Below are 432 nucleotides of genomic sequence, written 5' to 3'. Positions count from 1 at the left end.
GAAATCACAGCATCTGGATGCTCGTCATCAAAGACAATCTTATCGGTATTGCGTGCAGCCAATTTTTCTTTAAATAAAGCCACAACAGCCTTTGACTGTGCGCCATTATTACTGTAAATTGCGAGTTTCATTTCGTCTTCTTTCCTTGTGGCTGACAATTAATCTGTTGGTTTATCCAAACCATTATGTAATTCAGAGAATAACTCGTCGACGCGAATGCTCAATTCAGCCACTTCACGAAGCTTCTCCGTCATCTCCGGTGTATAGTCACCATCATACTTATAATTAATTGCGTGTTCAATCGTTGCCCATACGTTCATTTGCATTGTGCGGACTTGGATTTCTGCCAAAATCTTTTTCTCTCCCGTGATCAATTGGACGGGATACTCAATTACGATGTGGTAAGAACGGTAGCCAGATGGCTTCGCATTG

Annotated in this window: 1 pseudogene; it reads right to left on the bottom strand. The window is 41.7% G+C overall.

Annotated elements, in window-relative coordinates:
- Positions 1–158: 158 nt before the first annotated feature.
- Positions 159–432, bottom strand: a pseudogene (locus tag WEIDD23_RS12325) (GTP pyrophosphokinase); the annotation flags it as partial.

Origin of the sequence: Weissella sp. DD23, assembly GCF_001579105.1 — a bacterium.
Lineage (GTDB): Bacteria > Bacillota > Bacilli > Lactobacillales > Lactobacillaceae > Weissella > Weissella cibaria.
The sequence above is the reverse complement of the archived record's forward strand: the minus strand, read 5'-3'. Positions and strand labels throughout refer to the sequence as shown.